Annotated in this window: 24 protein-coding genes; 19 read left to right on the top strand and 5 right to left on the bottom strand. The window is 60.6% G+C overall.

Features of this window, described 5'->3' with window-relative positions:
- Positions 1-130 precede the first annotated feature (130 nt).
- The 8 genes from PH558_RS07170 to PH558_RS07135 all read left to right on the top strand — a co-directional run bounded on the left by PH558_RS07170 (position 131) and on the right by PH558_RS07135 (position 9,639).
- Positions 131-1,774 (top strand): ABC transporter ATP-binding protein, encoded by a 1,644-nt coding sequence (locus tag PH558_RS07170; protein WP_483314135.1) that lies wholly within the window; start codon positions 131-133, stop codon positions 1,772-1,774.
- A gap of 283 nt (positions 1,775-2,057) precedes the next feature.
- Positions 2,058-2,540: a MarR family winged helix-turn-helix transcriptional regulator gene (locus PH558_RS07165; RefSeq protein WP_285203035.1), complete on the top strand. Its 483-nt coding sequence runs from the start codon at positions 2,058-2,060 to the stop codon at positions 2,538-2,540.
- A gap of 31 nt (positions 2,541-2,571) precedes the next feature.
- Positions 2,572-3,270: an SDR family NAD(P)-dependent oxidoreductase gene (locus tag PH558_RS07160; RefSeq protein WP_285203788.1), complete on the top strand. Its 699-nt coding sequence runs from the start codon at positions 2,572-2,574 to the stop codon at positions 3,268-3,270.
- 2 nt (positions 3,271-3,272) lie between these two features.
- The gene (locus PH558_RS07155; RefSeq protein WP_285203034.1) at positions 3,273-4,604 is read left to right on the top strand and encodes an NAD(P)/FAD-dependent oxidoreductase; all 1,332 of its coding nucleotides are present in this window, start codon (positions 3,273-3,275) and stop codon (positions 4,602-4,604) included.
- Positions 4,605-4,691: 87 nt separating this feature from the next.
- Positions 4,692-6,365 carry a peptide ABC transporter substrate-binding protein gene (locus PH558_RS07150; protein WP_285203032.1) on the top strand — a complete coding sequence of 558 codons (1,674 nt, stop codon included), beginning with the start codon at positions 4,692-4,694 and terminating at the stop codon, positions 6,363-6,365.
- Positions 6,366-6,446: 81 nt separating this feature from the next.
- Complete coding sequence (locus PH558_RS07145; protein ID WP_069614686.1) at positions 6,447-7,397, top strand: ABC transporter permease; 951 nt, start codon at positions 6,447-6,449, stop codon at positions 7,395-7,397.
- Between the two features lie 10 nt (positions 7,398-7,407).
- Entirely contained in the window at positions 7,408-8,307 is a 900-nt protein-coding gene (locus tag PH558_RS07140) for an ABC transporter permease (RefSeq protein WP_095436967.1), read from the top strand.
- Positions 8,308-8,316: 9 nt separating this feature from the next.
- Positions 8,317-9,639 carry an NAD(P)/FAD-dependent oxidoreductase gene (locus tag PH558_RS07135; protein ID WP_113407509.1) on the top strand — a complete coding sequence of 441 codons (1,323 nt, stop codon included), beginning with the start codon at positions 8,317-8,319 and terminating at the stop codon, positions 9,637-9,639.
- 128 nt (positions 9,640-9,767) lie between these two features.
- On the opposite strand, the gene PH558_RS07130 is transcribed toward PH558_RS07135, so the two are convergent.
- From PH558_RS07130 to PH558_RS07120, 3 genes are all read right to left on the bottom strand, one after another.
- Positions 9,768-10,895 (bottom strand): NAD(P)/FAD-dependent oxidoreductase, encoded by a 1,128-nt coding sequence (locus PH558_RS07130; RefSeq protein ID WP_113407508.1) that lies wholly within the window; start codon positions 10,893-10,895, stop codon positions 9,768-9,770.
- A gap of 68 nt (positions 10,896-10,963) precedes the next feature.
- On the bottom strand, positions 10,964-12,493 hold the full coding sequence (locus tag PH558_RS07125; RefSeq protein ID WP_285203029.1) for an amino acid ABC transporter permease/ATP-binding protein: 1,530 nt from the start codon (positions 12,491-12,493) through the stop codon (positions 10,964-10,966).
- A 68-nt stretch (positions 12,494-12,561) separates the two neighbouring features.
- Complete coding sequence (locus PH558_RS07120; protein WP_095436971.1) at positions 12,562-13,389, bottom strand: ABC transporter substrate-binding protein; 828 nt, start codon at positions 13,387-13,389, stop codon at positions 12,562-12,564.
- 186 nt (positions 13,390-13,575) lie between these two features.
- On the opposite strand from PH558_RS07120, the gene PH558_RS07115 reads away from it, so the two are divergent.
- Both PH558_RS07115 and PH558_RS07110 read left to right on the top strand, forming a co-directional pair.
- Positions 13,576-14,658 carry a LacI family DNA-binding transcriptional regulator gene (locus tag PH558_RS07115; protein ID WP_285203028.1) on the top strand — a complete coding sequence of 361 codons (1,083 nt, stop codon included), beginning with the start codon at positions 13,576-13,578 and terminating at the stop codon, positions 14,656-14,658.
- Positions 14,659-14,845: 187 nt separating this feature from the next.
- A complete protein-coding gene (locus PH558_RS07110; protein WP_285203027.1) occupies positions 14,846-16,597 on the top strand; it encodes a thiamine pyrophosphate-binding protein in 1,752 nt (583 codons plus the stop codon).
- On the opposite strand, the gene PH558_RS07105 is transcribed toward PH558_RS07110, so the two are convergent.
- Positions 16,588-17,517 (bottom strand): LysR substrate-binding domain-containing protein, encoded by a 930-nt coding sequence (locus tag PH558_RS07105; RefSeq protein WP_285203026.1) that lies wholly within the window; start codon positions 17,515-17,517, stop codon positions 16,588-16,590. The genes PH558_RS07110 and PH558_RS07105 overlap by 10 nt on opposite strands.
- On the opposite strand from PH558_RS07105, the gene PH558_RS07100 reads away from it, so the two are divergent.
- From PH558_RS07100 to PH558_RS07075, 6 genes are read left to right on the top strand one after another with little or no spacing between them, the layout of a single operon-like run.
- Positions 17,516-18,094: an Lrp/AsnC family transcriptional regulator gene (locus tag PH558_RS07100; RefSeq protein WP_285203025.1), complete on the top strand. Its 579-nt coding sequence runs from the start codon at positions 17,516-17,518 to the stop codon at positions 18,092-18,094. The genes PH558_RS07105 and PH558_RS07100 overlap by 2 nt on opposite strands.
- Positions 18,095-18,122: 28 nt before the next feature.
- Complete coding sequence (locus PH558_RS07095; protein WP_285203024.1) at positions 18,123-18,956, top strand: transporter substrate-binding domain-containing protein; 834 nt, start codon at positions 18,123-18,125, stop codon at positions 18,954-18,956.
- Positions 18,957-18,967: 11 nt separating this feature from the next.
- On the top strand, positions 18,968-19,681 hold the full coding sequence (locus tag PH558_RS07090; RefSeq protein WP_285203023.1) for an aspartate/glutamate racemase family protein: 714 nt from the start codon (positions 18,968-18,970) through the stop codon (positions 19,679-19,681).
- The gene (locus tag PH558_RS07085; protein ID WP_285203022.1) at positions 19,681-20,337 is read left to right on the top strand and encodes an amino acid ABC transporter permease; all 657 of its coding nucleotides are present in this window, start codon (positions 19,681-19,683) and stop codon (positions 20,335-20,337) included. The genes PH558_RS07090 and PH558_RS07085 overlap by 1 nt, the downstream gene beginning before the upstream one ends.
- Positions 20,334-21,128 (top strand): amino acid ABC transporter ATP-binding protein, encoded by a 795-nt coding sequence (locus PH558_RS07080; RefSeq protein ID WP_095436978.1) that lies wholly within the window; start codon positions 20,334-20,336, stop codon positions 21,126-21,128. Before PH558_RS07085 ends, PH558_RS07080 begins: the two co-directional genes overlap by 4 nt.
- A gap of 18 nt (positions 21,129-21,146) precedes the next feature.
- Positions 21,147-22,403: an NAD(P)/FAD-dependent oxidoreductase gene (locus tag PH558_RS07075; protein ID WP_285203012.1), complete on the top strand. Its 1,257-nt coding sequence runs from the start codon at positions 21,147-21,149 to the stop codon at positions 22,401-22,403.
- A 239-nt stretch (positions 22,404-22,642) separates the two neighbouring features.
- Here PH558_RS07075 and PH558_RS07070 read toward each other — a convergent pair whose 3' ends face one another.
- Entirely contained in the window at positions 22,643-23,371 is a 729-nt protein-coding gene (locus PH558_RS07070) for a GntR family transcriptional regulator (protein ID WP_113407497.1), read from the bottom strand.
- A gap of 185 nt (positions 23,372-23,556) precedes the next feature.
- Between PH558_RS07070 and PH558_RS07065 the strand changes: the two genes are divergently transcribed.
- From PH558_RS07065 to PH558_RS07055, 3 genes are all read left to right on the top strand, one after another.
- On the top strand, positions 23,557-24,543 hold the full coding sequence (locus PH558_RS07065) for an ABC transporter substrate-binding protein (protein ID WP_095436981.1): 987 nt from the start codon (positions 23,557-23,559) through the stop codon (positions 24,541-24,543).
- Positions 24,544-24,733: 190 nt separating this feature from the next.
- Positions 24,734-25,513 carry an ABC transporter ATP-binding protein gene (locus tag PH558_RS07060; RefSeq protein WP_285203011.1) on the top strand — a complete coding sequence of 260 codons (780 nt, stop codon included), beginning with the start codon at positions 24,734-24,736 and terminating at the stop codon, positions 25,511-25,513.
- Positions 25,514-25,520: 7 nt separating this feature from the next.
- Positions 25,521-26,444: an ABC transporter permease gene (locus PH558_RS07055; RefSeq protein ID WP_285203787.1), complete on the top strand. Its 924-nt coding sequence runs from the start codon at positions 25,521-25,523 to the stop codon at positions 26,442-26,444.
- The last annotated feature ends 5 nt before the right edge of the window (positions 26,445-26,449 follow it).

Below are 26,449 nucleotides of genomic sequence, written 5' to 3'. Positions count from 1 at the left end.
AAAATCCGCCGATGAATTTCCTTTACTTGCCTTAAGGGCAGCAATACCGGCATTCTTCTTGCATCTGACAATTCATGAGCTCTCCCTGAGAGGGCGCGTTCGCTGGTTCAGAACAAGGAGGCCTTCCGTGATCCCATCCGATACTCAAAATAGAGTCCCGCCGAACGATCCGGTACTCTCGGTACGCGGTCTGACGGTCAGCCTTCCGAAGAACATGGAACGCGTGCATGCGGTGCAGGATATCACCTTCGACCTGATGCAAGGCGAGATCCTTTGCATCATCGGTGAATCCGGCTCGGGAAAATCGGTGACCGCGAACGCGATCATGGGCCTGCTGCCATCCATCATAAAGGTAACGGCAGGCATGATCCGCTTCAAGGGCGCGAACCTCGTAAGCGCCGACGCTGCCACCCTTCGAAGCCTGAGGGGACGGGCCGTTTCGATCATTTTCCAGGACCCGCTCTCGGCACTCAATCCCCTGATGACGATCGGCGACCAGATCATCGAGGTTCTCGATGCTCACAAGATCGGCACGCCGGAAAGCCGGCGGCAGAAGGTGAAGGAACTGCTCGGCGAAGTCGGCCTGCCCGATCCGGATCTTCTCCAGCATCAATATCCCTTCCGGCTGTCCGGCGGGCAGCGGCAGCGCGTGATGATCGCCATGGCGCTGGCGCTCGATCCGGACGTGCTGATCGCCGACGAACCGACCACGGCATTGGACGTGACGACGCAGGCCCAGATCCTCGAATTGATCCGCAAGATACAGGCGCGCAAGAAGATGAGCGTCATGTTCATCACCCATGATTTCGGGGTGGTCGCCGAGATTGCCGACAGGGTGATCGTCATGGAGAAGGGTCACCTCGTCGAACAGGGACCGGCGGCGCAGGTGCTGAATGCGCCTGTTCATCCCTATACGCAGCGTCTTATCGCGGCCGTTCCCCGCATGACGACCGCCGGTCGCGAAACCATTGCCGAAGCGCCCGTGGTGCTGGAAGTCGATAAGCTCAACAAGACCTATCAAGCGGGAAGCGGCTTCCTGTCGAAATCGCGGACGGTGCAGGCGGTCAACGACGTCAGCTTCTCGATCCGCAAGGGACGCACATTGGGTGTGGTCGGGGAGTCCGGCTCCGGAAAATCCTCGCTCGGCCGCGTCCTGTTGAAGCTTTTGAGCTCGGACAGCGGTCGGATTCTCTTCGATGGCCGCGATATCGCTCCGCTGTCAGACGACGAGTTCCGGCCATTGCGTCCTTATATGCAGATGATCTTTCAAGATCCATTCGCCTCGCTGAACCCGCGCCATACGATCGGCCGCATTCTCACCGTCGGACCGATGGCGCACGGCCTGTCGATGCGTGAGGCCAAGGCGAAGGCGCTGCGTCTTCTCAAGCGCGTCGGCCTCGACGAAGGTGCCTTTGACCGCTTTCCCCATGAGTTCTCCGGTGGCCAGCGCCAGCGCATCGGCATCGCCCGCGCCTTGATGTTCGACCCAGTGCTGCTGGTGGCCGACGAGGCAGTCTCCGCTCTCGACGTCTCGATCCAGGCGCAAATCCTCAAGCTTCTTGCCGAAATCCAGCAGGACACCAAGGTCGCGATGATCTTCATCACTCACGATCTGCGCGTCGCCAGCCAGATCTGTGACGAAGTCGCCGTCATGTACAAGGGCGAGATCGTCGAATATGGTCCGCCTTCGCAGATCTTCCGCGCGCCGTCGCATGCCTATACTCAAAGCCTGCTGGCTGCCATCCCCGGCAGCGACTGGGAAGCGGTCGGCTAAAGCGTCCATCGTACGAAGCATGGCAGCGCCGAATGCGGCCCGCTTCTGCTTAATTACCACCATTCGTGCACGCGCCAGCGGCGATTGATGCCTGAGAAACAGGCAGTCATCGGCGCTGATTATTTTTTATCTGATTGGGCGAAAAAATAGTTGCATTTATCCACTATCCGCCCTTTCATGAGCATGAGATTTCAAGCGACGATCCGCCGCAAACGATCATGAGCCTGCCACGGCATGACGGTGGCGGGAACGGTGTTTCGTTGCCTTTCAAAGGTTCCGAGCCATGCCGCCGACCAAGGCCCCGCCAACTTCCGTCAAGGACATTGATATCGACGTCCTGGAGGATACGCTGAGCTTTTATATCCGCAGCATCAATCTTGCCGTCTCGCGCGATCTGGACGAGAAGCTGGAAGGTCTGGACGTCGCCCGCGGAACGGGAAAGATCACTACCCTGTTCTTGGTCGACGACAATCCGGGAATCCGGCCTTCCACCATTGCGCAAATCATCCTGAAAGACCGCTCGGCGACCGGCAGGCTGATCGAACAGATGGAAGCACATGATCTCCTTACGCGCGAGACGTCGGCGGACGACAGCCGCGCCCAGGAACTCTACATCACGGAAAAAGGTCACGAACTGGCAAAACGCGTGCGTGCCATCGTCACCAAGCAATCCCGCGAATTCTTTTCCGACATCACCGACGAAGAACACAGGCTCCTGATCGACATACTGCGACGGACTTACCGGCGCATCGTGTCGCAATCGTGAGCCGGCAAACCATAGGAGAGCAAACATGGGCATGAGTGAGGAGCGTGTCGCAATGATATCCGGTGCCAGCCGGGGGATCGGCGCGGCACTCGCCGAGGAACTTGCCGCCAACGGATGGCGGCTTTCGCTCGGCATGCGCCGTCCCGAAATGCCCGCATGGGCAGACCCTGCACGCGTTGGCGCCTTTGCCTATGATGCCGTCGATGCGGACGCATCCGATCGCTGGGCGGAAGAGACGCTTCGCACCTTCGGGCGTATCGATGCGGTCGTCGCCAATGCCGGCATTGGCATCGCGAAGAGCGTGATCGAAGCCGATGATGCCGACCTCGACGGTCTGCTCGAGGTGAACGTCAAGGCACCCCGAAGACTTGCAAAATCCGCATGGGGCGCCCTTGCTTCAAGCGGGCGCGGCCGAGTCATCATCGTCGCTTCGCTTTCGGGAAAGCGGGTGAAATCCGCAAACTCCGGCCTTTATGCCGTCTCCAAATTCGCGGCGGTCGCGCTGGCCCATGCCATACGCCACACCGGCTTTGATCTAGGCATCCGCGCTACCGCCATCTGCCCCGGCTTCGTCGCGACCGACATGGCGCGCGGGCTTACGAGCAAGCCCGATAGCGAGATGACCAATCCGCGCGACCTCGCCCGCATCATTTCCACGCTGATGGATTTGCCGAACGAGGCAAGCGTTGCCGAATTTACCATCAATTGCCAGTTAGAGGAGTCCTTCTGACCATGCCCGGCCCCTATGTTGTCCCCGTTCACGGGGATGCGGAACTGCCCAGGGAAGTCGACGTCGTCGTCATCGGCGGTGGCATCATCGGCACCTCGACGACGCTGGAACTTGCCGAACGGGGTCTGCGGGTCGCGCTTTGCGAGAAGGGCGGCATCGGCCAGGAGCAATCAAGCCGCAACTGGGGTTGGGTACGCATTTCCAGGCGCGATCCGCGCGAAGTGCCCCTTATGGCGGAGGCCCTGCGCATCTGGAGCACGCTCGACAAACGTACCGGCCGCGACACGGGCTACAAGCGCGCCGGTATCATCTTCACCTGCGCGGATGACAAGCAATATGCCGATCATGAGCGCTGGAACCGCAATCTGGAAGGCTACCAGCTGGAAAGCCGCATGATCAGCGGCGCCGAATTCAAGAACCTCTTTCCCGGCACGCAGATGGAGCTCAAGGGCGCGCTCTTTACCGCTGCCGACGGCCGTGCCGAGCCGCAGCGAGCCGCCCCCGCCATTGCCGAGGCCGCCCGCGATAAGGGGGCCTCCATTCTGACCGAATGCGCCGTGCGCGGCATCGAGACAGCCGGCGGTCGCATCTCCGGCGTCATCACCGAACGTGGTCCGATCGCCTGCAAGGCCGTCGTGCTTGCCGGCGGCGCCTGGTCAAGCCTGTTTGCCGGCATGTTCGGGCTCGATCTGCCGCAGTTGAAGGTGATGAATTCCGTCTTGCGCACCAAGCCGCTGGAAGGCGGCCCCGAGCAAGCCATCTGGGCGAGCGGCTTTGCCCTGCGCAAGCGTCAGGATGGCGGCTACACGATCGCTTCGGGCCATGAGAACATCGTGGACATCGTACCGAGTTCCTTCCGCTACGCCGGCAAGTTCCTGCCGGCGCTGAAAAAGGAATGGCGCTCGCTGAACTTCCGCGTTTCCGGTCGGTTCTTCGACGAAGCGCGCATTCCCAATCGGTGGGCGATGGACGAGGCAAGCCCCTTCGAATATTGCCGCGTCCTCGACCCCAAACCCTCCACCAAGCTTTCGAATGCGGCGCTCGCCAACCTCAAGAAAGCTTTTCCGGTTTTCGAGAAGGCCGAGATCGCTCAGCGCTGGGCGGGTTATATCGACGTGACGCCGGATGCCGTGCCGGTGATCGATGCGATCGACAGTATTCCGGGCTTTCATATCGCCACCGGCTTTTCCGGCCATGGCTTCGGCATCGGGCCGGCCGCCGGCCGGCTGATGGCCGACATCGTCACCGGCAAGCCGCCGGTGGTCGACCGCAAGAACTTCCGCTTTTCCCGCTTCCACGACGGTTCGAAGATCGAACTGATCAGTGGTTTCTGACCTCTCCGAACCAGGCAGACAGTACAAAGACGAAAGAGACGAAAGAGAAAAACAGCCGAAATCCTACCAACAAAAAGGGGAACGATCATGACCGATGCAAATGACACCATCCTCCTGAAACCAACCCGCCGCCAGGCATTGACTATGATGGCGCTCGGCGCCTCCGGGCTGATCATGCCCAATATCCTCGGTCGCGGCGAAGCTTTCGCGGCACCGCCCGCCAAGCCGACCGGCCAGCTTGTCATCGGCTTCTCGCAGGAGCCCACCGTCTTCAATCCGCATCTGATCCACATCGAAGTCGACGAGGGCATCCATTTCAGTGTCTTCGATCCGCTCTTTACCGTCACACCGGAGGGCAAGTTTTCCCCTTCGCTTGCAACCGAAGTCCCGACAGTCGAAAACGGCGGGATCTCGGCCGACGGCCTTCATTGGAAGGTCAAGCTGCGCGATGGCGTGAAGTGGCATGACGGCACACCGTTTACCGCCGAAGACGTCAAGTTCACCCTCGAACTCATGGTCGATCCTAACTTCCGCAGCTGGCGCAAGACCGGCCACGAGCTGGTGCGCGACCTGACCGTCGTCTCGCCGACGGAAATCACCTGGCGGATGGAAAAGCCGTTTGCGCCCTACCCGTCGATCCTCGCCATGACCTTCATCGTGCCAAAGCATATCCTTGGTGCGGAGAAGGACAAGAACACCGCCCCCTTCAACAATGCACCCATCGGCACAGGCCCGTTCAAATGGGTCGAGCGCGTGCCCGGCGATCACATCACGCTCGCGGCCAATAGCGACTATTTCGGCACCGGCCCTTATCTCGAAACCCTGGTCTATAAATATGTTCCCGACCTGACGGTGCTGTATACGCAGTTCAAGACCGGCGATATCGACGTCGTCGGCCTGCAATGGATCACCCCGGATCACTATGACGAGGCCAAGGGGCTGGATGGGAAGGCTGTTGCCGTGGTTCCGGCCGCCACGGTCGAATCCGTCGGCTTCAACATGGAGAAGCCGCAATTCAAGGATCCGGCGGTGCGCGAGGCGCTTTACTACGCGATCGACAAGCAGACAATCATCGATGCGCTCTACTACGGCCTGCCGACACCGACCGAGAGCTACATCCCGCAGCAGTCCTTCTATTACAATCCAGACCTGCCGAAGCAGGAATTCAGTACCGACAAGGCCAAGAAGATCCTTGACGACGCCGGCTGGAAGCCCGGTCCCGACGGCATTCGCGTGAAAGATGGCGTCAAGCTTTCCTTCACCAACTCCACCACCGCCGGCAATCATATCCGTGAACAGGTGCAGCAGTTCATGCAGCAGACGTTCAAGGACATCGGCGTGGAGCTCACCATCTCCAACCTGCCGCCGGCGGTCATGTGGGGCGACTATTGGACAATGTCGAAGTTCGATTCCGTCATCGTCGGCATCAACTTCCAGACCGGCTCCGATCCCGACACCTCGGATTATTTCCGCTCCACGGCGATCACCGCCAAGGGCGGAGCCGGCCAGAACTCCTGGCAATATGCCAATCCTGAGGTCGACAAGCTCCTGGCGGAAGGCGGCCAGATCTTCGTGCCGGAGGAACGCAAGAAGGTCTACCAGAAGATCCAGGAGATCATGCGCCACGACCTGCCCTTCCTGCCGCTATTCCAGTATGCGACCGTGCGCGGCCATAAGGTGGGGGTCGAAAACGTCACACCCAACATCAACGTGCGCATCGACAGCTGGAATGTGGGCACTTGGTATTGGGCCAAGGCATAGGCTGCTGCTTGTTCCAGCCCTTCGGCCGAAGCGTCGAAGGGTTGATCGCTTCACATTCCGCAACCATCGGAGACGAATGCCATGTTGCGCTATCTCCTGAGCCGCCTGTGGCAGAGCCTGGTGCTGCTGCTCCTCGTATCGATGATCGGCTTTGCCGTCCTTACCCTCGCTCCCGGCGGTCCGCTGTCGCAATATACGCTGACGCCAGGCATGACCAAGGAAGCGCTCGACAGGATCGCCGCACAGATGGGCCTCGACCGGCCGCTGCCGATCCAATATCTCGACTGGCTGAGACATCTGCTGATGGGCGACTGGGGCCGCTCCTACCGCGACAACCAGCCGGTACTGTCGATCATTTTCGGCCATCTCTTCGCCACGCTGCTGCTGATGGGCACATCGATGGTGATCTCGATCGCGATCGGCACCTGGATCGGCATCAAGGGGGCAACCCGCCGCTATTCGATCTTTGATTACAGCGCCACCGTCGGCGCCATGGTGGCGCTGTCGATACCGACCTTCTGGTTCGGTCTCGTCGCCATCTATATCTTCTCGCTGAAGCTGAAATGGCTGCCGGCCGGCAACATGTACACGGTCGGCAACGGCTCGCTCGGTGACTATGCGATCCATCTGATCATGCCGAGCCTCGTGCTTGCGCTTGTCAACATCGCGGTCTGGAGCCGTTACATGCGCACCGCCACGCTCGAGGTCATCAACCAGGATTTCGTACGCACCGCTAGGGCCAAGGGCCTCTCGCCCCGGCGCGTCCTGATGCGCCATGTCGTCGGCAACGCGCTACTGCCGATGATCACGCTTGCCGGCCTGCAATTGCCGACCATTCTCGGCGGCGCTCTGGTGGCGGAGACCGTCTTCACCTGGCCGGGAATGGGCCGGCTTTTCCTCGATAGCCTTGGCTACAGCGACTATCCGGTCGTCATGGGCCTCCTGATGTTCTCCGCAATATTCGTGCTGATCGGCAATCTGCTTGCGGATCTGCTCGTCGCCTTCGTCGATCCGCGCGTCCGGCTTGGTTAGGAGAAACGCCATGTCTTCCTCCTCCCCCGCAACCCTTTCGCAATCATTATTCGCCCATTCGCGCTGGTGGCAAAATCGGACCTTGCGCCGTTTCGTCCGCCATAGGCTCGCGCTCCTCGGCGTGGCAATGATCACGCTCATAGTCCTTGCCTGCCTGCTCGGGCCGTCGCTGCTTCCCTATGACGAGCTCTATATCGACCTGCGGGCTCGTTTCGCACCGCCCTTCGCGGCTGGCTACCATATTTTCGGCACCGACCCGCTCGGGCGCGACGTTGCGGTACGCCTGTTCATGGCTGGCCGGATTTCGCTCCTCGTCGGCTTCTTCGCGATGGTGCTCAGCACCCTGATCGGCACGGTGATCGGTGTGGTCGCCGGCTATTACGGTGGGCGCATCGGGATATTGCTGATGCGCTTCGTCGATGCCTTTCTATCCTTTCCCAGCATCTTCCTGCTGCTGGCGCTGGCCGCCTTCATCAAGCCGAGCCCGTTCATGATCACCGTCATCATCGCGGTGACGAGCTGGATGGAGACCGCGCGCATCGTCGAGGCGGAAGTACGATCGCTGCGCGAACGCGATTTCGTGCTCGCCGCGCGCATGCTCGGCCTCTCCAACAGATGGATCATGTTTCGCGAACTGCTGCCGAACGCCATCGGCCCGATCATCGTCGCCGCTACGCTGACAGTCGCCCGCGCCATCCTGCTCGAAGCCTATGTCAGCTTCCTCGGCTACGGTATCCAGCCGCCGCTCCCGAGCTGGGGCAATATGCTGAACGGCGCCCAGCAATATCTCGCCAGCGCGCCATGGCTGGCCATCGTTCCGGGTGTCGCCATCACGCTTGCCGTCACCAGCTTCAACTTCATTGGCGACGGCCTGCGCGATGCACTCGATGCCCGCAGCGATCTGCATTGAGGATGCGGGATGACGAAATTTTCGCCGTTCAAAACAACCCTGTGGTACGCCACGGCGGCCCCTGCACCCGATACAACGGAGCTGGAAGGCACGATCAAGGCAGATGTCTGCATCGTCGGTGGCGGCTATACGGGGCTAACCACCGCTCTTGAGCTTGCAAGGAGCGGCACAAGCGTCGTGCTTCTCGAAAAGGAGGAAATCGGCTTCGGCGGCTCGGGCCGCAACGCCGGGCACTGCACGCCGACTTTCACCCATTACAGCCTGCCGGAACTGCGCTCCATGCTGGGCGAGCCCTGGGCCGAGCGATTGATCGCCCGGCAGACGCGCGCCAACGACCGTGTCTCCAGCATGATCCGTCAGTACCAGATCCAATGCGAATGGCAGCAGAACGGCTATGTCATGGGCGCGCTTTACCCCCGCCTGATGAAGACAATCGAGGAGAAGGTTCGCACCTACAATGCCGTCGGCGCGAAAACGCGAGCCATCGGCAGGGACGAGGTTGCAGCGATCACCGGCAGCCCGCGCTTCCACGGCGGCTGGCTGCATGAAGAGGCCGGCCATCTTAATCCCCTCGGCTATTCCCGCGGTCTCGCACGCGCTGTCATCCAGGAAGGCGGCGTTATTCACACCGATTCGCCGGTGACGGGATGCGAGCGCGTGGCGGGCGGCTGGGCGGTCAGCACGCCGAAGGGGAAGGTCTTTGCCGACAAGGTGATCTTCGCGACGGGCGCCTATACTGTCGGCGGCTGGCCGAAACTCGATCGGACCTTCAAGATCCAGAGGGTCTTCGTGGCTGCTACCCAGCCGCTTTCCGACGACGAGCGGCTGTCGGTGCTCCCGCGCAACACCACCATCCACGATGGGCGTGGCGATATCTATGTCTACAAATACAATGCCGAGGGCCGGATCGTCGCCTCCATGTTCCCGATGGGACGGCGCGGCCGCGACATGGACTATACGCGGCAGGTCATGAGCGACCGGTTGAAATGGCTGCATCCGCAGATCAAACAGGAGATCCGCTGGGAATATTTCTGGTTTGGCGAGCTGGACATGCAATACCGCACCATCCCCCGCCTCTACGATCTGGCGCCAGGCGTCGTGGCGCTGACCGGCCTGTCCGGCCGCGGCGTACCAACGGGCAGCATGCTCGGCGGAATCCTTTCGGAATGGGCCAGAGGCGTACCGGAAAAAGACCTGTCGCTGAAGCTGGAGCCGCTTTCGGCGGCTCCCTTCTATATGAATTACGGTCCGAAGCTGACGCTGCGCTATTATCGTATTTCGGATTGGATCAAGACCAAACTGGCAGGCGTTCCCTTGCCGCCGCATGCCTGATCGCCGCCAACATCCTCGACATCAGGAGAAGGCCGAAATACCGGCAGGCGCGACAGGTTTGACCGTGAAGATCGCTTGCGTGCGCTTCACGGACACCCTTGAACCTGTCGGTTGCCTTTCCGACCAAACTATCTGGCAAAGCGTTCCGGCCGGAAAGAGGTCAGAAGCGGATGACGCTTGCCAGTGGCGATCTCGTCGGCAAGCAGTTCGCCTGCGATCAGACCGAGAGTGGCACCGCTATGGCTGAAGGCAACGAAATAGCCCGGTATGGCCTGCAATTCGCCGAAAACCGGCTCGCCATCACCCGGAATGGGCTTGGGGCCAACGCCGTAGTCGCCGATTTCGAGCTTCGGGTTCCCTTCCAAGACCTTTGAGGCTTCCTGCAGCAGCCCTTCGAGTGTCGAAGGCTTGATTTCATAGCTGCCATCGTCCTTTACGATAACCTCTTCTTCGGACCAGGCCGAATCGAGCGCAAAAGCGCCGTCAGGAGTGGGCCGGATGGCAACTTTCGGCGTATTCAGCACAGCCTTCAGGGGATGCTTGACCGGCTTCGTCCGGACGAGAAGAGCGATCGGCGTATCGTCGCCAATATGCTGACCGGCTTCCGCAACGATCGCCGGCACCTCGCCGCCGGCCGCCAACAATACAGCATCGGCGGTCCAATGGGCGCCATTCGCAGTCGTGACGCCGCGGGCGCAGCCATCCTCCACCTTGATAGCCGCCCGGCCGGCATCGGTGACGATTTCGCCGCCCAATGCCCGAAACTCTTCGGCAAGAACGCCAATCAGGGACGGCAGATCGACCCAGCCCTCGCCCGGATTGAAGATTGCCCCCTGCTGCGTGACGGCGCTTGCATCGACTCCCGGCGTCACTTTCGCAATCTCACCCGACGTCAGCAATTGTGCATGATAGCCAAGGTCACGCTCGTAATCGAAGACGGCGGCAATGTCGTTATCGGCTTCGTCGGCATCCCAGGTCAGGCCGCCGTCGAAGCGTAGCCATGCCGCGTCCGGATATCTTGCGGAAAGCGTGCGATAGCGGTCGATGCCGGCGAGACGCAGCCGATGATAGGCATCGGAGCGGCGCCTTGCGGAATTGAGCCAGGCGAGCGAGCGGCCCGATGCGCCATTCGCCAGTGGGCCGTCGTTGATCAGCGTTGTCTGAACGCCAAGCCGCGCGAGATGAACGGCCGTGGAAACACCGAAGATACCGCCGCCGACAACAACGACTTTTGAAGAACGAGTGGGAGCATGCATGTTGGAAAACCTTGTCAGTAGGGAATGTTACGATCGAAGGGCCGTCTGATTTCTCGCCGGCCCGTTTGTCAGAGGACCTCGGCGAGGAAGCGTTTCAGCCGTTCGCTTTGCGGATTGTCGAAGATCTGTTGCGGCGGACCGGCTTCAACGATGCGGCCTTCATCCATGAAGACGACCTGATCGGCGACCCTGCGGGCAAATCCCATTTCGTGAGTAACGACCGCCATGGTCATGCCCTGGCGCCCGAGATTGGCCATCAGGTCGAGCACGCCCTTGACCAGCTCCGGATCGAGCGCGCTCGTGACCTCGTCGAAGAGGACGACTTCCGGATCCATGGCAAGGGCGCGGGCAATGGCGACACGCTGCTGCTGGCCGCCGGAAAGACCGGCTGGGCGGTGGTCCTTGCGCCCGGCAAGTCCCACTTCCGCAAGACGGGTCTCGGCAATCCGCCGCGCCTCAGCTTTCGGCATCCTCTTGATCTTCGTCAGCGACAGCATGACGTTTTCAAGCGCAGTATGATCCGGAAAGAGATTGAAGTGCTGGAATACCATGCCGACGCGGCGGCGCAGGCTTTCCGGCTTCATGGAGAGGATGCTTTCGCCATCCAGCTCGATATCACCGCGCTTCGGCTCCACCAGCCGATTGAGGCACCGGAGAAGCGTCGACTTGCCGGAGCCGGAAGGCCCGATGATGCAGGTTACCGTGCCTCTGGCTATGTCGAGATCGATGCCCTTCAGCACTTCGAGATCGCCATAGGACATGCTGAGATCGCGAATTTGAACGGCCCCACCCTTGAAACGCGAAGCAGCGGCGTCGGAAGGCATCCCGGTACCCGAAGCGGCCTCCAGCTCGCCGACCTCGACAAGGCCGCTTGTGCCACCGGAGCCGCGCCCCTGCCGTCCAAGGCGCAGACGTGCGTCGATATAGTTGACGAGATGCGTCAACGGCACGGTGATGATCAGGTAGAAGATGCCGGCCAGCAGCAGAGGTGAGAGATTGCCCGTCACCACAGCCTGATCCTGGCCGACGCGAAAGATTTCGCGCTCTGAGGCCAGCAGCCCCAGGAAGTAGACAAGGCTTGAATCCTTGACGTTGCCGATGAACTGGTTGACGAGGGCGGGCAGGACGCGCCGCACCCCTTGCGGAATGACGATCAGCCGCATGCCCTGCCCGTAGCTCATGCTCAGCGCGCGGCAGGCTTCCATTTGACCACGCTCGACGCTTTGAATGCCCGATCGAAAGATCTCACCGATATAGGCGCCTGCAATCAGGCTCAGCGCGATGATGCCAAGCGGAAAAGGCGACGGCCCGAAGATCTCGCGGCCGATGCGGGCAAAGCCCTGGCCGATGATGAGGATCGTCACGATCGCCGGCAGGCCGCGAAAAATATCGGTGTAGATGCGTGCCGGCAGCCGCAGCCAACGGGACTGCGAAATGCCCATAACGGCCAGCACCATGCCGATGATGACGCCGAGCACGGTGGAGGCTGCCGCCAGGATGAGTGTGTTCTTCAGTCCGACCGTGATCATGCTCGGCAGGACTTCTGCCATCGCATCCCAATCGAGGAAGCTGCGACGGAGATTTTCAAGCCAATCCATTCAATTCCCCATGAAATTCGTGAAGCAGGTGAATGCCGCCGCCCGGCAAGCCGGGCAGCGGCGCGGCCTTACTTCTTGGGAAGATATTGATCGGGCATCGGCGAGCCGGGGAACCACTTCTCATAGAGCGTCTTCCATGTGCCGTCCTGCATCGCTTCGTGCAGCGCCTTGTTGAGCGCCAGCCGGAAGGCGTCGTTGCCCTTGTGGACGACGAAGCCCGCCGGTGCGTCGAAGGATGGGATATTCACGGCAATCTTCAGTGCCGGATAGCGCTCACCATATTGTTTGGCTGCTTCATAATCGAGGAAATGCGCGTCGATGGTGCCGTTGTTCAGCGCCGCCACGGCAGAATTGTTGTCCGGAAATTTGACGAGATCGGTGCCGGTGAAATTCTTCGTGGCATAGACCTCCTGCAGCGTGCCCTGCACGACGCCGAGGCGCTTGCCCTTGAGGCCGGCTGCATCCTTGATCGAGGCATCCGATGTCAGAACCGAGAGATAGCCGGCGAGATAGCCATCGGAGAAGTCGACCGTCTTCTTGCGTGCCTCGGTCGTTCCGATCGCCGCCACGGCGACGTCGAAACGCTGGTTGGCAACGGAGGGCAGCAAGGCCGAGAACTCCTGGCCGGTAAACGTCACCTTGTCCTTGGGAAAGCCCATGCGGGAAACGACGTTCAGAAAGAGCTCGATATCGAAGCCGGTGAATTGCCCGTCGGCCGTCGTGAAGGTGTAGGGCTTGGAATCTCCCATCGTGCCGACGCTGATGACGTTCGGATCGATCAGATTATAAGGATTGTCGGCAGCGGCGGCCGGGCCGACGCTTGCTGCGACGATATAGGCGAGCACGCCAGCGCGCAGAGGCGCGGCGATGGCCGAGAAAATGCTGGATAATTTCATGTTCGTTCTCCGCTCTGAAGGATGCTCTTATCGGCATTCATGCATGTGCGTCCGCATCTCCACTCCTTGCGGCAGCAAGAGACTTTCTGGACAAGAGACCGGTATCATGCAAAAAGAGACCGGTCTCAATGCTATTTGTTAACTTCAGATTGACCGCCCGTCAACAACTCTTGTAATCGTCATCCCATGGAAGAGCCCCTCACCTCGAAACGCTCCGTAACTGTCGCCGATGTTGCCAGGGCCGCGAAGGTCTCGAAGGCGACCGCAGCCCGCGTGCTCGGCGGCTATGGCGTCGTCAGCGACAAGGTTCGCGAGCAGGTGCTCGCCGCTGCGGCGGCGCTCGAATACCGGCCGAACGAACTTGCCCGAAGCATGACGACAGGCAAATCCGGCATCATCGGGGTCGTGGTCGGCGATATCGAAAATGCCTTCTTCAGCCTTGCCGTCCGGGGCATCAGCGATGCCGCGCGCATGGCCGGCTTCAATGTGATCATTGCCAATTCCGGTGAAGAACTTGATGCAGAAAAGTCGGCGGTCGACCTGCTCATCGGCAAGCGCGTCGATGGATTGATCGTGACGCCGGCCCGCTGCGACCGAATGGAGCATCTCCGGGACATACGCCGTGTCGGCGTACCTCTCGTCCTCTTTGACCGCAACATTCCGGAGCTCGGCGTCGACGCCGTGACGGGCGATGACTTCGATGCCGCCATGATCGCAACCCGTCATCTTCTCGGCATCGGGCATAGGCGGATCGCCTATATATCAGCGATGGATGCCAGGAGCGAACCCCTTGGCGATATCAGCAGCATTTCCAATTCTGCCGTGCGAGAACGCGTTGATGGCATGTTGAAGGAGCAGGCCGATGCGGGCATCGAGAACGCGCTATATTACGTGCGGCTCGGCGCGACCGACCAGTCAAGGACGGATGATGTCGTCAAGAGCCTGCTGCAAGATGCAGCGCCCCCGACCGCCATCATAGCGTCGGACAGTCTCGTCGGGCTCAGGGTCTTCAAGACCTTGCAAAAACAGGGATTGTCCATGCCGCGCGATATATCGATGATCTCTTTCCTTGATGCGGACTGGACGACCGTCACGACACCGCCGATTACGGTCGTCGACCAGCCCGTCTACGAAATGGGAAAGACGGCGGCCGAGCGCCTGATCTCGCGGCTGAACGGCAAGGATCTGCCCGTCGGGCGAACCGCCATCAAAACAGGCTTGATCGAGCGCGGATCGGTCGCCTCACCATCTCACGACAGCAATCGATAACGTCTCGCTTGGTAAGTCGCAGCGCGGATTCGATTGCGATGCACTCGGCGGACGGCAGCCCCATGCAATCTCAAGGACAGAGCCTGCAGATTGCCGGCGCCTGCCGCTTCAAGCCGCCGATTTGCCGGTCCCCGGCAAACCTCCGCCTCGTTATCCTGATCATCGCAGCGAGACACAGGAGAGACGAATGCGCGGTGCTGACATTCTGGTAGACATGCTCATCGGATACGGGGTTGATACGATCTTTGGTGTCCCCGGAGATACCAACGTGCCGCTCTATGAAGCGCTCCAGCACCGCGAAGGCGAGATACGCCATGTGATGGCCCGCGATGAGCGCTCTGCCGGCTTCATGGCGGATGCTTATGGACGGTTCACCAACAAGCCAGGCGTGTTTGAATGCCCATCGGGCGCCGGCGCGATGTATTCCTTGCCGCCGGTCGCTGAATCGAACGGATCGTCGGTGCCGGTAATCCTGCTGACCATCGACATTCCACTGCCCGGCGAGGGACGCGGCGTCCTGACGGAATTGGATTGCGCGAAACTGTTCGAACCGGTCACAAAGCTGTCCGTGCAGGTAAAGACGCCGGAAAAGCTGCCCGAAATCATCCGCCGAGCTTTTCGTGTCGCCTGCTCCGGCAAGCCTGGCGCCGTGCACCTGCAGATCCCCGAGGATATGCTGCTGGCCGAGATAGACCTGACCCGGATATCCCTGCATGTCGAGGAAGAATGCCGCACCTTCCCTGCTTATCCCACGCTGCCGCCGCGCTCAAAACTCGAAGAGCTGCTGGAACTTCTTTCCAGGGCCGAGCGACCGCTGATCGTGGCGGGAGGCGGGGTGAACCGCGCCCGTGCAGGTGACGAGATCACCCGGCTTGCCGAGAAATTCAACATGCCGATGTGTACGACGATGACCGGCCAGGGGGCAATCGATGACGACCATCGCCTTGCGATCGGCGTCATCGGCGACAACGGATATCATCCGCATGCGAACTGGGCGCTTGAACATTCCGATTTCACGCTGTTCGTGGGCTCGCGCATCGGCTCGGTCGTGACCATCGGCTGGACCTTCCCGCGGATCACCCTCAACAGGCGGCTGGCGCAAATCGACGTCTCGCCCGAGATCATGGCAAACAACTACGAGAATCTGCTGTCCATTCAGGGAGATGCTCTGCTGGTCCTCAAGGAGTTGCTGGAGTTGAAAGCGGCCATCGAGCCCTCTCGGCACGAAGCCTGGGTCAGCGAGCTCAACCGGCGCCGGCAAATCTTTTGGGAGCACGCCAAGGAGGCGCTTTCCGACGAACGCGTTCCGCTACGACCCGAGCGCGCCGTGCGTGCTTTCAATCAAGCCCTGCAATCTTCCGGCAAACCCGCGCTTATTTACTCCGACGCCGGAACGCCGACCCCCTACATGACGCGCTTTCTCAAAATCAACGACCGCGAGACCCGCTTTGCCATACCACGTGCCTTTGGTGGCCTCGGTTCGGCGCTTCCCGCCACAGTCGGGGCCTGGCGAGCCGATCCGTCCAAGAGGCCGATCGGTCTCTTCGGTGACGGATCGTTCGGCATGACGGTCGGCGAACTGGAAACGCTGGTGCGCCTGCAGGTGCCGGCAATCCTTATCCTCTTCAACAATGGAACATTCGGCTGGATCAAGGGCCTCCACCGGCTCAAGGGCCACAATCAGTGCTTTGGCGTGGATTTTCTGGCACCCCGCGGTCAGGCAATCGCGGAAGCCTATGGTCTCAAGGCGTGGACAGCCAAAACGGCTTCTGAACTCGATGGCGCGCTCGCAGCCGCCTTTGCCTACGACGACGGGCCGTGCTTCATCGACGTACATGTCGAATCCATCGCAGACCGGGTACCTCCGGTCTACTCCTGGCTGTTGAAACGGGGAGAAGACCCTCTCGAACTGCAGCCGGTGGAGAAGGCCTATTTTTGATCAAACGGAAAAACCGGGGGCAAGAATTGCCGCCGGCGGGTGAATTCGGTGGCGAACCAATCGCGGAAGATTCGCACATTAGCCGAGTTCATCCGTGCCTGTGGGAAACAGAGATAAAAACCCTCCCCCGATGTCTGAAGCCTGTTTAGAGCGGGCTTCAGAACCCCCGCGGCCAGTTCGGTGCGCACATGGAGCTCGGGAACGACTGCCAGCCCCATGCCGCTGATGGCGCATTCGAGGATCATATCGAAGTTCGGCAAGCGCGGACCGTAGATGCGGCTCTTGTAGTGCACGCCCGCGCCTCGCAGCCAATGCAACCACAGGCTCGGACGGCTGGAATTCTGGATCAACGGATATTCCAGCAGCGCCTCGTCGTTTGGCAGGCCTTGCAATGGCACCAGATTCGGCGCTCCAACCACGATCAACTCCTCGTCGAAGAGCAACTGACTGCGCGCCCCGCTCCAATTGCCCGTGCCGCGCACGAACGCAAGATCCAGCTCGGATGCCGCGAAATCGAGATCGTGACGACAGGGATAGACCTCGAACCATGTTTGAGGATGCGCGGCTGCAAAGGCAGTCAGCATCACAGCACCCCAGCGCCGCATCAATGTCGGCGGAAAGCCGATCTTCAGCATGCTTTGCGCCTTTCGACCGCGGACGGCATCGATGGAGGCATCTTCCAACTTGTCGAGCAGGCGCGAAATTTCATCATAATAGCGCGCGCCCTCCTCCGTCAGGATCAGCTTCGGGCCGGCTCGCTCGAACAGGGTAAGACCAAGAAAATCTTCAAGGTTCTTGATTTGCCGGCTGATGCCGCTCTGCGTGATCCCCATGTCCTCGGCAGCCTTGGTAAAGCTCAGGTGACGCACAGATGCATCGAATGCATGCAGGGCGCTCAAGGACGGCAGAAAACGGCGCATGACGAAGCTCCTGTTGATCAACATGAATAAAAGTCATGAAGAACCCATTTTTCAATGCTTTTCTTTGGGAAAATTTGGCCCCAGTCTTCCCATAAAAGAAAGTGGGAACGACATGGACTACGGCGACAGTATTGACCGCAATCTGCTCAGCATACTGGAGGAAAACGCACGCGTAACGGCCAGTGAATTGGCGCGACGCGTCGGCCTCGCGCGCTCAAGTGTTCAGGAGCGTATTGAGCGGCTGGAACGCCGTGGCGTCATCCTTGGCTATCGTGCGATCGTCGGCCGTCGCGAGATGGATCAAAGTGTTTCAGCCTATATCTTCATCACCACCGCCCTGCGCGCGACACAGAGGCTGTTTGCAGTATTGCGCGGCTATCCCGAGATCCTGACCGCCGACGCGATCAGCGGCCCGGCCAATATTCTCTGCCGCGTGAACGTCAATTTTTTGGAAGATCTGGAAGCGCTCATCGACGAGCTTGCCAGGATCGAAGAAATCGAAAGCGTGACCTATTCAGTCGTGCTTTCCAACAAAATCAATCGCGAAAACGCATTGATCGCCCGCAAGGCGCAATAGGGAACGAGCAATCAACTGGGATATGACCATGAACAGACGTGATTTCGGAAGGGCAGTGCTGTTCGCAGGCGCTGCTGCGCTACTTCCATCTTCCGCACTTCTTGCAGCGACCGAAGGTCCGACGCTCGAAGCGATCCGGGCGCGGGGCGCGCTGCGGATCGGCGTGTTTGCAGGCACCGAACCTTATTATCACAAGAATCTTGCAACCGGAGAATGGGAAGGTTTCTGCGTCGCGATGGGACACGACCTCGCGCAATATATCGGCGTCAAGCTGGAACTGGTCGAGACGACCTGGGGCAACTCCGTGATCGATCTGCAGAGCAACAAGATCGACATCATGTTCGGGCTCAGCAATAGTCCGGAGCGCGCCAAGGTTGTCGACTTCACCAAGGCGCTGATGGACAATACCTTCACACTCGTTGCCCGAAAGAATCTGGAGGTGACGAAGTGGGAGGAAATGAACAGACCGGAGATGCGGGTGGCCGTCGACCTCGGCTCGACGCAAGATAATTTCGCCCGTAAGAACCTGCCGAACTGCACGCTGGTCGCTCTCAAGTCTGCCGATGAGACCATTCTGGCGCTTCAGTCGGGTCGTGCCGATGCCATCATCCAGGTCGCGCTCCTTGCAGTCGTGACGACGAAACACCTCGCGCCAAACATCAAACTCATCATTCCGGATCCCCATGGAAGCCAGCCGACCACGATCGGCGTGCGCCGTGATCCGAATGGCGAATTCCGCGACTATGTCGACGCCTGGCTTGCAGAACGCCGCGGACAAGGCAAGGTCTCGAGCTGGATTGTCGAAAGCCTCGCGCTCGTGGGTGTCGACAAGGCAGCGCTGCCTGCGAGCCTGACGTTCTGACGGACACGATCATGTCCGTCTCTTCGGGTGCCTTGGGCATCATCATGCTGGATACGACGTTCCAACGCCCGCCCGGCGATGTCGGCCATTCTGCGTCATGGCGCTTTCCGGTCAGGTTCCGCCAGGTGCGTGGCGCCTCCGTTTCCCTCGTCGTCCGTGCGGGCGGCGAGGGTCTGGTCGACGATTTCGTCGCCGCCGGACGGGAGCTGATCTCTGAGGGTTGCAGCGCGATTATCACATCCTGCGGCTTCATGGCGCGACATCAACGGAAACTCGCCGAGGCGCTGGGCGTGCCGGTGGCCGCCTCCAGCCTGATGCAACTGCCCATGGTCGAGATGGCGCTCGGCGCAGGCCTGCGCCCCGGCGTGATAACGTATGACGTAGCCAGCCTCGTTCCCGAGGTATTCGAAGCCTGCGGGGCAGATCCATCTGTGCCCGTGCGCGGCGTGCCCGCCAAGGGGGCATTCCACGCACTCATTGAAGGCTCTGCCGCATACAATCACGCGGCGCTGGAGGCCGAAGTGGTCGATGCTGCACGCAAGCTCGTCGCCGAGCATCCGTCGGTCGGCGCCATCGTGCTGGAATGCACCAACATGCCACCCTTTGCGCAGGCGATCGCGACGGCTCTCGGCCTTCCCGTCTTCGACATCCTGACATTGGGCGAGTGGCTTTTTACATCAACCTCTCCCCGGACTTTCCGCCGGGCCGAACAAAGCGCGCTGTGATGCAATATCAATGGGACTTTTCCAGCCTTTGGCAGTACCGCGGCCTGTTTCTTCAAGGCTTGGGCTACACGGTCGGTTTTACCGTTCTGACCATCGTCTCCGGAATCCTGGTCGGCACGGTCTTCGCTCTTGCCCGGCTTTCGGGTCTAAAAATCGTCACCGTTCCGATCATGACGACCGTGGAGCTGTTTCGTTGCACGCCCGTCCTCGTGCAACTGGTCTGGTGTTACTATGCCCTGCCCATGCTGGTCGGAATTCAGATCTCCCCTGCGATGGCAGCCTTCATTACACTGACCATGTACGGCGCTGCATTCTATGCGGAGATCATTCGGGGCGGCATCGTCTCGATCGACGCCGGGCAATGGGATGCCGGTCGCGCGATCGGCATGCGTCGAGGCCAGTTAATGGCCAAGATCATCCTGCCGCAGGCGTTGCGCCGGATGGTGCCGCCACTGGTCAACCAGTCTGTCCTGCAGCTCAAGAACACCTCGCTCCTCTCCGTGCTCGCCGTGCCCGACCTGCTCTATCAAGGTCAGCTCGTGACCTCGGCCACCTACCGGCCGCTTGAAACCTACACTTTGATTGCATTCGTCTATCTGGCGGTCCTGTTCCCCATGACACGCCTGGCGCACTGGCTGGAGGGCCGCAAGGCATGAATGGCAAGGTAGAGAGAATGCGCGCGGAAGAGCCGATGATCGAGGTCGTGGGCCTGAAGAAATCCTTCGGTCCTCTCGACGTCTTGAAGGACATCAACCTTTCGGTGCCGCGCGGTCATGTGGTGGCGCTGATCGGGCCAAGCGGTTCGGGAAAGTCGACCCTGCTGCGCAGCCTCAATCTGCTGTCATTGCCGGATGCCGGCTGCATTACCATCGGCGGGAGGCGGATGGATTTTTCCGCGGGCCGGGTTGCCATGCGCGACCGGGATCTTGCGGCCTTCCGTGCCAATACCGGGATGGTGTTTCAGAACTTCAACCTGTTCCCACATATGAGCGTCATCGACAATGTAATGGTCGGGCCGGTGAGCGTGCTGAAGCAGGACAGGAATTCCGCGCGGACCGTCGCGATGGAGCTTCTCGCCAAGGTCGGCCTGGTCGCGAAAGCCGACGCGCGCCCGGAGCAGCTTTCGGGCGGGCAGAAGCAGCGCGTGGCGATCGCGCGCGCGCTCGCCATGAAACCGGAAGTCATGTTGTTTGATGAGGCCACCTCTGCGCTCGACCCTGCACTGGTCGGCGAGGTTCTGGCGGTCATTCGCCAACTCGCCGAGCAGGGCATGACGATGATCCTCGTCACTCATGAGATGGCCTTTGCCCGCGATGTCGCCGATACGGTCATCTTCATGCAGGACGGCTTCGTCGTCGAGTCGGGTGATGCGCGCCAGGTCATCAACGAGCCTCGCGAGATGAGAACGCGAGAATTCCTCAGCCATTTCCATGGCGGACTTTCCTGAGAGCAGGACGAAACGGCAATGACAGGCAAGGTAATCGTGGTTGGTGCGGGCATTATCGGTGCCACCGCTGCGTTGAGATTGGCGGAAGCGGGCTGGGATGTCGCGCTTTGCGACGGCAACGCCCCGGGCAGCGAAGCTGGAGCAAGCTACGGCAATGGCGGCTGGATCAGCCCGGCGTCGATCATTCCGATGAGCATGCCCGGCCTGTGGCGGAAGGTTCCCGGTTTCCTTCTCGATCGAAACGGGCCGCTGACGATCGATTGGAGATCGCTGCCGCAACTGACGCCTTGGCTCCTGCGATTCTTGTGGGCTGGCGCCAGCAAGACCCGCGTACGCCGGACGGCGAAGTTGTTGAACTTCCTGCTGCATGATGGCCCTGAGCGACATCTGGAACTCGCGCGAAAGACCGGACAGGAGCAGCTCGTTCTTCAAAAAGGGCTGCTCTACGCCTATCCGGACCGGGCTTCCTTCGAGGCGGAAGCGCTGAGTTGGCAACTGCGCCGAGAAAATGGCGTAGAATATGTGGAGTGGGACGAGACCGAAATCCGGAGAAGGCTTCCGGCTCTCGGTCCTCCCTATCGGTTCGCCATCCATGTGGTGAACGGCGCCCATTGTCGCGACACCGGAAGCTATGTGGCCGGCATCGTGGAAGCCGCTCGACTCAAGGGCGTAAAATTCCACCAGTCCGCCGTGACAGCCATTCTGGACGGTGTGACGCCGCAGGCGGTGCTGGAGGGTGGCGAGACGCTATCTGCCGACCGCATCGTCGTGGCCGCGGGCATACATTCCGGCCGCCTGCTCCGCCCGCTCGGCGTGCGCATTCCGATGCAAAGCGAACGGGGCTATCATGTGACGGTGACATCGGGGCAAATACCCTTCGAAATTCCCGTAATGCCGAGCACTGGCCGGATGGCCAACACGCCGACCAATATGGGTCTGCGCCTTTCGGGTCAGGTCGAGCTTGCCACCGTGAACAAACCTCCGAACTGGGAGCGCGCGCAGGTGCTGCAACGGCATGCCCTGGCGAGCTACCCCTATCTAGCCGCCGACAAGACACCCAACCTTCGTCTCTGGATGGGACATCGGCCATCCACGCCCGACGGGCTCCCTGTGATCGGCCCGCTGTCGCGCCATCCCAGCCTGATCACCGCATTCGGCCACGGGCATGTCGGCATCGCGGCAGCTCCGAAAACGGCGGATCTGGTACTCGACGCATTGGAACGTCGCATCAGTGACAACGCATACTCTTTTCTACCCAGCCGTTTTGGGCAATGACCGATCGCACCCCCAGCGGACCGCAAATGAACGCTCCTAGTGGGAACTGAACCGATGGAGTTGCAATCACTGGATCGGGCTGGAAAGACCCTGCGATGGGCACCGGTTCGCGTTCGATACGGCAGGGCCGGCGAGGATGTTTTCCTTGCCGGCCCTGCCGAGCGGCTTATCGATGAAACCTGCGGGAGGAGATGCCTCGCGCTCCAGGCGTTCCAGCTGGCCAATGATCCGGTTTCGACCTAACTCACATAATTCTCCGAGCGGATATAAACCTGCAGCGTGTAACCGATGTGTTCAGTCATCAGCGCTCTGGCACGTTCCAGATCCCGGTCGAGGGCCGCGTCCATCAATGCCGTATGATGCTCGATCGCCATGGCGTCCTGCAAAGCGGCAACAGCTTTTTCATAGCCGATCGAAAGGCCGGCCGCCGCGCGCTGCGTCGGCGCAAGGCCGAGAAAACGATGGTGGCGGCGAAGCTGATCCGAGATGGTGGACTGGAAACGCTGGAGCCAGTTCGACGTTGCCGCACTAACAAGTGCAGCGTGAAAGGCGTTGTGCTTCTCATCCCATTCGTCCGCCATCTCCTCCGAGGCGGAGTCGGGCACGATCTTGCAGCGTGAGAGGCGATAATGTGCAGTGACGACAGCCGATTCCCAATCCGAGCCACCCTTCTCGATCGACTCCACGAGAAGCGGAAGCTCCACAACCATGCGCGCCCGCGTCAGGTCCTCCAATTCGGCCCGCGATACTGGAGCGACAGCGAAGCCGCGATTACTGATCGCAGTCACAAGCTTTTCGGCCTCCAGCCGCGACAACGCTTCGCGAAGCGGCGTCCAGCCGAGGCCGTAGATATCCCGAAGGGCGCTCAACCGAAGAGACGCACCAGGCCTTAGCTTGGTATTGAGGATGTCGCGCCGCAACAGCCAGTAAGCCGCTTCCGTCTTGCTCAGCGCATCCTTGTCCTGCATGGCCCTCGTCCCGATCCTCCCAAGGCGCAGATTATATATAAAACTGCCATATCCGGAAATTATATATTATATATGCCCATCGTGAATATCATATATCACAAATTGACAGGCCTGCAGCACTCGCTATGATCCCTGCCCAAGAGAGCCGAAGGAACACGGCTCCTTGTCATATCCGGGAGGAAAATATGCTGAGATCCACGTCCAAATGGCTGGCCGGCCTCGCTGTCGTCGGCGCCCTCGCAGCAAGCGTTGCAACCGCATCGGCCGAGCCCATCAAGATCGCCATCGCCAACTTCGGCGAGCATCCGCAGCTCAACGCATCGATTGCCGGTTTCAAAAAGGCTCTTGCCGATAACGGCTTCGTCGAAGGCAAGGATGTCGTCTATTCCGAAAGCAACACGAGCTTCGACGCCTCGCTCGTTCCGCAGATGATCGCCAAGCTGCAATCCGAACATCCGAAGCTGATGTATACGGTGACCACCCCCGTATCGCAGATTGCCAAGAAGGCGCTGGCCGGCTCCGGCATTCCGATCGTCTTTACGGCCGTCACCGATCCTGTCGCCGCCAAGCTCGTCCCGTCCTGGGACGCGGGTGACACAGGCATCACCGGCTCGAGCGACCTGCAGGACATCTCGGCGATCCTCACCTTCACCAAGAAGCTGCTTCCCAACGCCAAGCGCATCGGCGTGCCCTACAATCCGGGCGAAGCCAACGACGTCGCGCTGATCGACAAGGTCAAGGCCGCCGCTCCGGCAGCGGGCTTCGAAGTGGTTCCGGTCGGCGTCGACAACGTCAACGACATCCAGCAGCGCATCGCCTCGCTCGCCGGCAAGGCGGATGTCATCTACACGCCTGCGTCCAACCTGCTGCAGCCGGCAATCCCCGCCGTCGCCGCCGCCGCCCGCCAGGCTCAGATCCCGATCGTCAACTCCGACGATGCGGCTGTCCGCAACGGCGTCGTGCCGGCAAGCTTTGCCGTCAACTACGAGCAGGTCGGTGAAAACGCCGGCAAGATCGCCGCTGAGATCCTCAAGGGTGCCGATCCGAAGACCATCAAGCCCTCCGTTCCGGCTTACAAGGACCACGCGCCGCTGATCAACAAGACCGTGTTAAAGGCATTCGGCGCCGAAGTTCCGGCTTCGCTTGCCGATTGCAATTGCTTCACGAAGTGATAGGCGGCATCTTCTATTGCATAATTCCTTAAACCGACGTGGATCTAAGGATAAATTATGCAGCAGATTTAAAGTGCTACAGCGACCTTTGCGCGTCATATGCGACGTGCGGCGCGGTAGGATCAATCCGATCCATGGCGGTGTCAGGAACGCCGCCATTTCATAACCCTACACTGCAGGGGAGGCACGGATGCTTGAGATCAAATCCGCGCGCAAGGTTTTTTACAGAGGCCAACCCGACGAAAAGGTCGCGCTTAATGGTCTGACGCTCTCCCTCAAGACAGGCGAATTCGGCGTCGTCATCGGTTCCAACGGCGCCGGCAAGAGCAGCATGCTGAATGCGATTTCGGGCGCTCTCAGCCTCGATTCCGGTCAGATCCTCATTAACGGCGATGACGTGACCAACATGCCGGTCCACAAACGCGCCGCGCGTCTGGCTCGCGTATTCCAGGATCCGATGAAGGGCACCGCCGCCAGCATGACGGTCGGGGAAAACATGCTTCTGGCGGAACTGCGCGGCAAAGCCAGAGGATTTCGGCCCGGCCTGAATACGGCGCGGCTCGCCGCCTATAAAGAGCGGCTCGCCGTTCTCGGCCTCGGCCTCGAAACCCGGCTGGACACCAAGGTAGAGCTTCTTTCGGGCGGCCAGCGCCAGTCGCTGTCGCTCATCATGGCGGTCGGTGGCTCGCCAGACGTGCTGCTGCTCGATGAACACACAGCCGCACTCGATCCGCGTACGGCCGATATCGTCATGCAGGCAACGGTGCGCACGGTCGAGGCGCTCAAGCTGACGACATTGATGGTGACGCACAACATGCAGCACGCCGTCGATTTCGGCGACAGCATCATCATGCTCGATGCCGGCCGCGTCCATCTCGAAATTACCGGGGACGGCAAGCGACGCATCACGGTACCCGAGCTGATCGGCCACTTCGCCGTCAAGACCGACCGCATGCTGCTGGTGAGCTGAGAACATGATGGATTTCATTCAATCAACCGTTTCGAGCTTCGTCTCGCTCATTCCGGTGACGCTGGCCCAGAGCTTCATCCTGAGCTTCGTCGTCCTCGGCATCATGATCCCCTTCCGGATGCTGAGCTTTCCCGATCTGACCAGTGAAGGCGCGTTTCCGCTCGGCGGTTGCGTCTGCGGCATTCTGCTTGCCGCTGGCATCGCACCGCCGCTGGCGATCGCCGTCGCCTTCGTCGTCGGCCTTGCCGCCGGCTGCTGCACGGCCTTCATTCACCTGCGCTTCCGCATTCATACGCTGCTTGCCGGCATCCTGATGTCGACCATGCTCTATAGCGTCAATCTCGGCATCATGGGCAAGTCGAACCTGTCGGTTTTCGGCTCGCCCACCGTGTTCGATTGGGTGCCGTTCGCCGCAGCCGGCTTCCCGACCAGCAAGATCGTCGTCGCCGGCATCCTGGCTGTTATCGTCCTGATAGCCCTCAATCTCTATTTCAAGACGGAAAAGGGTACGGCCATGCGTGCCGTCGGCTCCAATCCTGACATGGCCGAGGCGCAGGGCATCAATGTCTGGGCGGCCACCATCGGCGGCGTCGGCATCGCCAGCGCCTTTTCAGCCGCAAGCGGCGCGCTGATGGTCCAGTCGCAGGGCTTTGCCGACGTCAATATGGGTATCGGCATCCTCATCAACGGCCTTGCAGCGCTGATGATCGGCGAAGCTTTCACCGGCAAGCAGACCGTCCTGCGTCAGTTGCTGGCGCCGTTCGTCGGCTCCATCATCTATTACCAGCTGGTGTCGCTCTGCCTTGCCGCCGGCATGCCGCCGCCGAACCTGAAGCTCGCAACCGGCCTGTTCGTGCTGATCATGCTGGCGCTGCCGAGCATCCGCCGTAGCCGCGGGGGAGCGGTCACTCGAGAAACCATTCGCGAATAAGTTTA

This window comes from Rhizobium pantanalense, from assembly GCF_030182525.1.
Lineage (GTDB): Bacteria > Pseudomonadota > Alphaproteobacteria > Rhizobiales > Rhizobiaceae > Rhizobium.
Note: the sequence above shows the minus strand (reverse complement) of the source record. Positions and strands in the feature narration are given on the sequence as shown.